This is a genomic window from Aquaspirillum sp. (assembly GCF_055136605.1).
This window is the reverse complement of sequence record NZ_JBSQVP010000072.1, coordinates 1-10621: the sequence shown is the minus strand read 5'-3', so window position 1 is coordinate 10621 and position 10621 is coordinate 1. Positions and strand designations below refer to the sequence as shown.

At 49.3% G+C, this 10621-nt stretch carries 6 protein-coding genes; 3 read left to right on the top strand and 3 right to left on the bottom strand.

What is annotated here, in order from left to right; translation table 11 throughout:
- Both ACTBZS_RS10630 and ACTBZS_RS10625 read left to right on the top strand, forming a co-directional pair.
- Nucleotides 1-427, top strand: a 427-nt coding sequence (locus ACTBZS_RS10630) for a hypothetical protein (RefSeq protein WP_463044101.1), incomplete at its 5' end; no start/stop codon positions are given.
- A gap of 244 nt (nucleotides 428-671) precedes the next feature.
- Complete coding sequence (locus ACTBZS_RS10625) at nucleotides 672-2012, top strand: hypothetical protein (protein WP_463044100.1); 1341 nt, start codon at nucleotides 672-674, stop codon at nucleotides 2010-2012.
- A 193-nt stretch (nucleotides 2013-2205) separates the two neighbouring features.
- Here the strand turns inward: ACTBZS_RS10625 and ACTBZS_RS10620 are convergent, their stop codons facing one another.
- Entirely contained in the window at nucleotides 2206-2982 is a 777-nt protein-coding gene (locus ACTBZS_RS10620) for a DNA alkylation repair protein (protein ID WP_463044099.1), read from the bottom strand.
- A gap of 229 nt (nucleotides 2983-3211) precedes the next feature.
- Here ACTBZS_RS10620 and ACTBZS_RS10615 point away from each other — a divergent pair, with 229 nt between their 5' ends.
- Entirely contained in the window at nucleotides 3212-4234 is a 1023-nt protein-coding gene (locus tag ACTBZS_RS10615) for an alpha/beta hydrolase family protein (protein ID WP_463044098.1), read from the top strand.
- Between the two features lie 160 nt (nucleotides 4235-4394).
- On the opposite strand, the gene ACTBZS_RS10610 is transcribed toward ACTBZS_RS10615, so the two are convergent.
- A complete protein-coding gene (locus ACTBZS_RS10610) occupies nucleotides 4395-6752 on the bottom strand; it encodes an EAL domain-containing protein (RefSeq protein ID WP_463044097.1) in 2358 nt (785 codons plus the stop codon).
- A complete protein-coding gene (locus ACTBZS_RS10605) occupies nucleotides 6752-10447 on the bottom strand; it encodes a PAS domain S-box protein (RefSeq protein WP_463044096.1) in 3696 nt (1231 codons plus the stop codon). Before ACTBZS_RS10605 ends, ACTBZS_RS10610 begins: the two co-directional genes overlap by 1 nt.
- Nucleotides 10448-10621: the final 174 nt, after the last annotated feature.

Genomic DNA, 10621 nt, shown 5'->3' with positions numbered 1-10621 from the left:
GGTCGATCTGTTTGAACACTGGCAGGAGCAACACATCATGGCACAGCTGACACACACACCGGTAATGACTGTTTTGCAATCCCTAGAGCAAATGAGCCAAACCAAGGAAGAACGGTTACGGGCATTGGCACGTGAACGGGCAGTGTGGGATTACAACACAGAGATTCAAGTGGCAGAAGAACGTGGTGAGCAGCGAGGATTAGAAAAAGGCATGGAGAAAGGCCTTCAACAAGGCATGCAGAAAGGTCTGGAAAAAGGCATACAGGCCATGCAAACCCTCCTCCGGACATTGATTGAGGCGCGGTTTGGTCAGCCGTTGCCGGATTGGGTGTTGTCGCGGTTACGGGCAGCGACGCCGGAGCAGTTGCAGCAATGGGGTATATCGTTAACGCAGGCGCAGCGGTTAGAGGATATTTTCGAGGGTTAGATTGGTAGGGTAGTTTTTGCCCACTAAACCCATTACCAATCACATCCCAAAAAAAACGCCCCACCCAATCAAGGGCGAGGCGGTTTGATGTTGTGTAAAGCAGATTCAATCTATCGGATGAGGCGGTGGGCACTGCTGTGCCCACCCTACTAGGCTAGGATCGTTGTATCAGCTATTGCCGATCAATCTGTAAGCAGCAAAAAATTTCTGTGCTAGGAAAGTAGAAAATTTCGAATGAGGTGGAGTGATGATTTCTATCAGTGAAAATCAGTTCAGAGACCATCTTTTCAACCACCATAAGGAAACCCTGTCTGGGTTGATTGTTGGAAGAAGAGAGCCCGTTGAATGGACTGAGGATGGGTTTCCAACCATTCAATTCCTGTTGCAGCGGCGTACGGAGCAAAAGATCAATGAAATACTAGACAACCTGAAAGGGCTTGTTCTAACAGCCAAGGAGTTGAAACTAGAACGAAATGTGCCGCATCCAACTAGGGTAGATTTATTTGGAATCTCTGCTTCCACGGGAATAACCATCATTGAGCTGAAGAAGTCAGAACAAACAGAGCGTCAAGCGTTCACTGAACTTCTGGCCTATAGCAATCACTTCTGCTCTATATTCCCAGGCCTCAAGGAAAGTGCAATCACATCCATCCTTGTTGCTCCGATGGAAACTCGCACGGCTAAAGATGCTTATGTTCAAGAGCTGGTATCTAATGCCAAAAACCTCTTGGCTCTGATACCGCATCAAAACGGTAACGACTTCACGCTGAAGGTCTTTTACCCAGCTCCCTCCTATTATGCCTATTTTGAAAACAATATCCTAAATGATGCTTCCATGATTTGCGTCGCATTGGAGTTTCCATTGATTGAGGGATGGATAGACTCTGATTTGAATTCAGAAAATAGAAGTCCCCCTGACTATACAAAAGACGCGCTTAACACCATTGCAAATTCAATAGCTCAACGTCTTGCATCAGAAGGCTTTCATGCGCTGATTTATGCAAACCAAAAGTGGGGCGAAATTGCGACACTATTTCCAAATCCAAACGTTATTGTTGTTGCGGCCATGAATCCGTTTTCTTCTTATAGAACGGCGATTCATGATGGTCGGATTTATGGGAATTCTGATGAGGGGCGCATAAGCCAGGTTCAAGCGATCTATGACCAACTGACCGAAGATGGAAAGGATTATTATTGGGTTGATACGATGGAAAGTCATTTCCATGACAACCTGATGAGGGTTGTGAGCGAACAGTTTGAACACTGTTTCCAGAACAAGAAACAAGAACCGATACACTTTGAACTCAGTTGCCCAGACTGGTACGGTCTTAAAACTAGTTTTGTTGACTCGGTTTCTACTCACAACCTTAACATATACTCAACCGGCCTTCTGAGAGAAATTTATCTTGAATATATGAACCATGTATTCAAGACAGGTATTGACGAAATTTTTTATTATGATGATTTGCCAATATATGGCTACAAGATGCTGACGCCCTTCCTGGCCGTGTGGCAGATTTTTTCAGGTCTAGGATATGAAGAAGACAATTCTGTGTGCGAGATGGGTGACGAGGACGAGACCTGAAATAGTTAACTGGCGCCTCACGGAAGCTAAATGAACACTTCAGTCAGGTAGGGTAGGCACAGGTCTTGTGCCTACCAAACGAACGGGGCAGCATACAGATAACAGACCATAAAAAATCACCTTACTCAATTTATAGCAAGGCAGTTCGGTCCTCATCCAATCTCTTGAATCAGCACAGTCTCCGCGATGGATATTATTTCAGGTTGCGTAAGGCACGTTGGCAAATACGGCGCGTGGCGTCGCTAGGTTGATCTTGCTGCCATTGGGCGCACAGATCGCGCACCCAGTCGGGTTGGGCTTTAGCAGCATCGTTGAGCCAGTTGGCCACCGAATCCTGCACATAGACAGATGGATCGGCTCGCAACGGCGAGAGAATCGGCAACGCGCGTTCTGGTTGTTGCTTGAGCATGGCGATGTGGGCACACCACACGCCACGCGGACGCAAGGCTTCGCAGGCAAAGCGACGCAAGCGCTCGGATGATTCCACTGTCCAAGTCGATAAATATGCAATGGCGGCATCCAGTTCACGCGCCAAGTGCGGCCGCACAGCCATCCAAGCCCATTCGCGTACCCCAAAATGTGCATCATCGGCCAATGGCCGGATGGCAGCTAATCGGCTTGGTAGATCCAAATCCGGCTGCACCCCAATCATGAAGCAGGCCCAGCCACGTACGGTATCCGAGACATGGCTTTGGCATTGCACGATACCATCGCTACCCAATTCCTCCAACAACACCGCACTGATACCAGCCATGCGTTTGAGAATGCCAAGCTGGCAGGCAGCATCTGTGTTCGCTAAAGCTTGCGGCGACAGATGCGGGAAAACCGTGCGTAGCAGTAGGGCCTGGTCGAGCGCTAGCCCTTCCACCAACGTGGCACTTGGCAGTTCACCGCGTGACAGCGCATCCAACACGTCGGTGGGAATGTCAGCTACGCAGGTCGCGCCCTTGCGTGGTGCTGTGGTATTCATTGAATCTTTCCTAATCAGACAGAGTAGGCACGGGTCTTGTGCCTACCAAACGAATGAAGCAGCATACAGATAACACGCCATAAAAAAACCACCACACCCCATTCTGGGCAAGGTAGTTCGGCGTTGCAGACAACGTTTACCCTGCTAGGCTGGTAGGATTAGATTGCAGGGCATGCTTCAGAAATAGTGAGCACAAAAGCAGTGGCCCACCTATTCATTACATTTTTATATGAACATGATTTCACTCAGAAAATCGGATTTTTTCTCGTACCTGATCAGACTGACGCTAGCTGTCACTTTTGCGATAGCGGCTTCCAGCGCTTTGGCTGCCGGTTATCAACGCCTCGAAGTTCCGGCCACAAGCAAGGAGCCAGCGATTAGCGCTCTGCTATGGACACCCTGTGCCGAAACAGCAGGTTTTCAACAGATCGGCCCCATTAGCATACAGGGCAGTACCGATTGCCCATTATCTGGGCACAATCTGCCACTTATCATCATTTCGCACGGTTATGGCGGATCATTCCTTGGACATCACGACACCGCAACTGCATTAGCCAATGCCGGTTTTGTGGTTGTGTCGCTCAACCATCTCGGCGACAACACCCGCGACAAGTCGTCAGCCCATCGTCTGAGCATATTCGAAACGCGGCCGCTTGACGTGAGCAGAGTCATCTCTTTCATGCTCCAGAGCTGGTCTGAACGTCAGAAACTCAACATTCAGGCCATTGGGGTATTCGGCTTTTCGCGTGGTGGCTATACCGCACTGGCCCTAGCTGGCGGCATCCCAAACCTACATGCCAGTGAGGAGAGATTCTGCAACGACAGCCAGCCATCTCAAGAACATTCCCCGCTGTGCAGTGAACTGAAAAACAAGGAAAGGCTATTGCGCCCAGTTCCGGATGCGCGCGTTCGTGCCATCGTTGTGGCTGATCCCCTGAATCTATTTGACACAACCGGTTTGCGCTCGGTACGTATTCCTGTTCAACTCTGGGCGTCGGAATACGGCGGTGACGGAGTGGCTCGTGCCCATGTCGAAGCAATCAAAGCAGCCCTTACCCTACAACCTGACTACCATCTGGTCACCGGAGCAGGACATTTTGTCTTTCTGGCACCTTGCCCACCGGCTCTTGCGCAATCAGCACCGGATATTTGCCGCGATCCCAAGGGTTTCAGTCGCGAAGCGTGGCATAGGACATTCAACGATGCAGTAGTATCTTTCTTTCGCCATCAGCTTTTGCCCGAAGCACCGTAGGATGGTGCACGGAGTGTGTACACACACCCGCTACTCAATTCCACTGGAACCACAATCAATGAATAACGCCTATAATTGTTGGCCATATCACGTTGATTTCCTCTCCGCCCTAAAGAACGGGGAGGAAGTCAAGATCCCACAAATAAACGAAAAGCATGACTCAAGAAGCAGAAGGTGCTTGAACAAGCACTTGTTCCAATTCGAGAACGATAGATGTTAGCTGTTCCTGTGGATCAGAATTTTCATTTTGAATTTGTAAAATTTGATCTAATCCAGACTGCACCACACCGGTAATAAAATCTTCTTGTTCCATCGTAACAGTGATAGAAGAAAAGGCAGATTGCATGCGCGATAGCAAGGTTTCAACTGCAATTCTCAATGCACACTGTCGTTCACGCTGAATTTGGTCGATACTTCTTAATGTTGCGGTGATCCGTTCAGAAGCGTGACTGATCACCTCGCCACACATCTGTGCCTGTGTCGTTGCGATAATGGCTTCAGCACGCGCATTGGCACCTTCGGCCAACATCGCCAAATGGTCACGCAAGCGACCACAGCGATCGGCATCTTCGATGGGCATGTTGTGCACCAAGAGGGACACGGCCTTGTAAGTGATTGCCAAGCGCGACTTGAACTGGGTGATGCGTTCCATACTGGCCATGTGTGAAATCACCGAGGTTTCAAGAGGCGTTGCTTCGCCGCCTTCGGTCAAGGTCATGGTGCCATCAGGGGTTCTGACTTGTACGGTACCTCGCAACCCGTAAGCAGCGAGGCCAACAAGCACTGCATTGCACAAGGTGCGCGTATCAGTACAGGCCGCAATGTGTCTCATCGTTTCTAATAACGAACCCAACTCGCTCATGTTGGTCATCACCGTCATAGCGGTGTTGCTGGCAACAATAGCTTGTTCTTGTAGGGTGCAACGTTCTTCAGCTAACACTAACAAACGCCGTAGTTTGGCTTCCAGCTCTACTCCATCGAACGGTTTTACTACATAGTCTTCACCCCCGGCTTCATAGCCTTTGAGTCGGTCTTCAAGGGCATCATTACCAGACACAAAGATGATCGGAATGGCGGCCGTGGTTTGATCGGCTTTGAGACGACGACAGGCTTCATAGCCATCGATGCCGGGGGACATATCAACATCCATGAAGATCAGATCTGGCAGACGATTGGCAACGCCTGACAGCGCCGCCTCACCACTGGCGGCTTCATCAACGATAAAATCATCCGAGAGCATTAGCCGTGTTAGAAGGCGTGACGTTTTGTCATCATCAACGACAAGCACGCGGGGTTTCTTCTCCATCGTGTCTTCCTTGGTGTGCATCGCCCGCTGCCCAGCGAGCCAGTTCTCAAAGTCGGTGGCAGCCATCGGCCGCGCGATGAAGTAGCCCTGCACCTCATCACACCCCGCATCAGCGACCACATTCCAGTCGGTTTGCGTTTCAACACCTTCAGCCACCACATTGATGCCCAGTGTTCGTCCAAGGCTGGCACTGGAATAGAGAATGGCCCGAGTAGAAGCATCTTCCTCTACTCCATTAACGAAGGTTTTATCGATTTTTAGTTCGCTGAAGGGCAGTTGCTTGAGCGCTTCCATCGTCGAAAAACCAGTACCAAAATCATCGATGGATAAGCCAAAGCCCTTGAGTCGCAGCCGGATCAAAATCTCTAAGCCCAGCTTTACATTCGAGATCAACCGACTTTCTGTCATCTCAAGTACGATATGACTTGGCGACACGCCAGCGGTATGACAGATGGCCTCGAGGATTTCTGGTAAGTCAACACGGAGTAAATTATCCATCGACAGATTGATATTCATCCGTAACGATAAACCTCGGTCACACCAAACACGCAGTTGTGCCGTAGCAATCCGGAACACCTCAAGCGTAAAAGCGTCGATTAGGCCACCTTGTTCAACTTGGGCAATAAAGAGAGCAGGTGGTAGCAAACCACGCACGGGATGACGCCAACGGGCGAGACACTCAACACCAACGATTTGCTTATCATGCAGGCTGATCTTTGGTTGGTAATGCAATCTGATACAACCATTGGGAATCCCCTCCCGCAACTCTTCCAAGCTCAAAGTGGGTTGATCGGGTTGACTGCGCCGCTGTGAAGCGCTTCTGGGCTTGCCACGAAATAGCGCGTCGGCCAGTCGATCGATATCGACGGGTTTTTCCAGCACATCCAAAATATTGATGCCATGCTGTGTGGCTAAGCGTTTGGCTGCCTTGAGGACGCTGGGGGGCGAGCTAGAAAATAAGAGCACATCTCCGCCATAACTGCGTGCTGCCACATGGCGCAAAAACTCAATCCCATCCATACCAGGCATGGTCAGATCACAGATAAGCATATTGAAGTGATGGCTTGATTCATCGAGCAGACGTAACCCTTCCGTCCCTTCCCCTGCGGTTATCACGCTACCGACGCCGACCTCTTCTAACATTGCAGTCATCAGCATACGGATGGTTGGGTCATCATCGAGAAGCAGGACATGGATTTCTTTGAGAGGCATTACGATTGCTCCCTTGGCTCGGCAACAGCTGGCTGAAGACGGGGATCTTGGCTGACAATATCGGTGATTTTTTCAAGCAGAACCCTGATTTGAGCAAGAATATCACCATATTCGCTGTCGTTGGCATCCTGATGAGCATGTTCAAGTGCTTCATAAAGCTGGCCAAGTTCGATCAGACCGAGGCCGCGTGCGGGTGATTTCAGCCGATGCCCCAGTGATTTCAAGGTTGGCCAATCTTGTTCTGTTAAGGCACGTTCCATCTTAGGTAGCTCTTCGCGAGCCGACAGCAAGAACATATCAATCACATCTCGCACTTTGCTTGCGTTATGACGCATTGCCCGCAGCGGTATCGATAAGTCGATGCCCTGATCAGGTGATTTAACAGAGATTGATGGCGCAGGGGTTGTGGACGGTGGCAACAGCTTTTCTGGAGATAACCATTTAAGCAATGTGATGAAAAGTAAGGCTGGATCAACTGGCTTAGCGATAAAGTCATTCATGCCAGCGGCAAGACATTGACGGCGATCTTCGGCAAAAGCATTTGCTGTCATGGCAATAATCGGCGTGTCGGCTTTACCGGGTAAGGTACGAATGATTCGACTGGCTTCCAATCCACTCATTTCTGGCATCTGCATGTCCATGAGAATGAGAGCAAAGTCTTGACGGAGCGCCTGTTCAACAGCTTCACGGCCATTTTCAGCCACGACGATTTCTAGGTCGGTTTCTTCTAGCAGGGCGAGCGCAATTTCTTGGTTGATCGGATCGTCTTCTACCAACAAGATGACTCGGCCTGCATGGAGACACCGCAATTCGGCTTCTGCATTGATAGTTGGTAAATCGAGAGTCTGACTCACTTCACCTTTTTCAAGCCAAGCAGAAAACCAGAAGGTGCTACCTATCCCCACTCGGCTGTCCACACCCGAGGTGCCTCCCATCAGCTCGGCAAGGTGCCGTGTAATGGCTAAACCAAGACCTGTCCCCCCAAAACGACGGGTAGTTGAAGCATCGACTTGCTCGAATGCCTCGAACAATGCGTGTTGTTTATCGGAGGCAATCCCAATCCCCGTATCCTCAACTTCGAAACGCAATAAAATACGTTGTCCTTGATCCTGTAATGGACGGACACGCAAAATAATCTTGCCACGCTCGGTGAATTTGACCGCATTGCTGGCGAAATTGAGCATGGCCTGACGCAGACGTGTTGGGTCACCCCTTAACCAGATAGGGGTATCGCGATAATCGATTTCGATAGCCAACCCTTTCATTCTGGCTTGTTCATCGATCAGCGAATGGACACCATCAAGTAGCCCCGGAAGCGAGAAATTGATTTGCTCGAGGATCAGTTTGCCAGACTCGATCTTCGACATATCGAGAATATCGTTGATGATGGTCAGTAGGTGAGCACCGGCGGTACACAGTCGATCTAACCTTTCCCGCTGTTCGGCCTCCAATCGTGAGCGTTTGAGCAAATGGGCAAAACCAAGGATGGCATTCATTGGTGTGCGAATTTCATGGCTCATATTGGCCAAGAAAATACTTTTTGCCCTTGTTGCAGCTTCGGCTATCTCTTTAGCCTCAGCCAAAGCTAATTCATGTTCCTTCAGGGTCGTCACATCGTAAATGAGCGCCACAAAGCCTTTTACCTTCCCGTTGACGATATCAGGCAGATAGTGTGCTAATACATGGCCTATGCAACCATCCGGTTTGACAATACTGCGTTCAAACGTCTGCTTTTCGCCAAGCAGAGCACCGCGAATAAAGCACTCATTTTTCGCGAAAACCTCTGGACCTAGCACCTCTTGAATCGTCAACCCGAGCATTTGTTTTTCGGTTCGGCCAAACCATTCAAAGTAGGATTTGTTAGCAAAGCGACAACGAAGGTTCTCGTCCCAGTAACCAACCATCCCCGGAAGATTGTTCACTAGGCTCCGAACAAAACGCTCTTGAGCTTCGAGTTCATGCGTGCGCAGCGCCACCAGTTCCTCAAGGTGCTGGCGATACGCTTCTAGCTCCATCTCGTTGATCCGCAGCGCTTCTTCGGTGTGTTTACGATCAGAAATATCCTCGATCACCGAGATAAAGTAGTCAGGCTCATCGTCGTTTTTCCAGATAAGGGAAACGGTGAGGTTCACCCAAATGAAACTGCCATCTTGTCGCCGATAACGCTTTTCAAGTGCGTAGGCGGTGATTTCCTTATCCAACATCCGACGCATTTGTGCCAAATCGAGGTCCAAATCATCAGGATGAGTAATATCATGGAACTGAAATATTCGGCTCATCAGTGTCGCTTGTGAATAGCCCACAATCGCACAAAACTTCTGATTCACCCGCAGCCAAGAACCATCTGGTGCAACATGGGCGATACCGACCGCGGCTTGTTCAAATGTTGCAGCAAAACGTCCTTCACTCTCGCGTCGAGCCTGTTCTGCCTGTTTACGTACCGTGATGTCGATCACGACACCAAAATAACCGTTCAACTTACCCGTGCTATCAAACTGTGGGCGACCGCGTGCTAACAGCCAACGCGGATTATCTGTATGAGAAAAACGCACTCGCCAAGTGGTCTCAAAACCGGCGCGTATCGCAACAGCATCAGAGACGGTTTCCTCCACCGAGGCGAGATCGCGTGGATCAATACTGTCTCGCCAAAGGGCGTTGTTAGGAATGTGATTTGCCTTTTCAAGGCCATAGAGCCGCCATAGCTCATCGGACCAAATATTTTCGCCCGTTTCGGTATTCCAGAACCATGTGCCCGCGTCTGCCGATTGTAGTGCCACATGAAACTGTGTCTGACTTTGCAATAAAGCTTGGCGCCCAGCCTCTAAATCTGCATTGGCTTGCCGCAGGTCGGCGGTTCGTGCCGCCACTTGCCGCTGCAACATGCCAACCCAAATAAAAATAAGTAACGTACTAACTCCCAGCGTAGAGAGGATTAAAAACACATATTTCAGCTCGATCTGACCGCCAGATCTCGGCAACGGTGCACCAAACCACTTGTCGTCGAGTTTGAGCCGTTCCTCTTTACTGATTTGCGCCATGCCTTGTTCTACAACGAGCAAGAGTTCTGTTTGTCCTTTGCGAACAGCACGGCGAAATTGTCCAGTGTAGAGGGGAAATGCTCGGCGAAATTCTTTTTCTAGACCGAGCTTATTCAGATAAAAATTAGCGGGAAATTGATCAAGACAGAAGACCTTAATCTCATCCTGTCGTGCACTAGCAAGTAAGCTTGCATAGTCAGGATAAATGGCATGATGGGTTAGGCCTTTTTGATTTAATACTTCAGCACAGGCATCGCCTTCCTGAACACCGATGAGAAATCCCTTCAAGGAACCAACCTCGGCAATACCAGTGACCGACTGATGGCTATAAATATTGACAGGTAAATCGACATAAGGAGAAGAAAAGTCATACAACGGCTCACGACCAGGTGTTTTGTAAATCATGTCGATGACATCAGCTTGTCCCTCCAGTAAGCGACGTTGTGCCTCAGCCCATCGAGTGGCAGTAAAGGTGACCGGAATGCCAGTTTTCCGTTCCCATAGTTTCCAATAGTCCACCAGATAACCGGTAACCGTGCCGTCGTCATTTCGGAATACGTATGGGGGAAAATTGTCATCAGTGATAACGCGGATTGACTTCGGTGGATCTGTGCCAGTATTTGCCATCAGATTGGGTGAAAAAATCAACCACAGCATCGCTATCCACTTCGAAAACCGTAACATGATTCCACCCATCAGTTAGACACTGCACCAGTGTCTCAGTAATTCTACGTAGCAAAATATATTTTTAGTCTAGCAAGAAGCAAAAAATAACCATACATTTTAAAGCACATAAATTCAATTACTTTCTAATGACAAAAAAACCAAAAA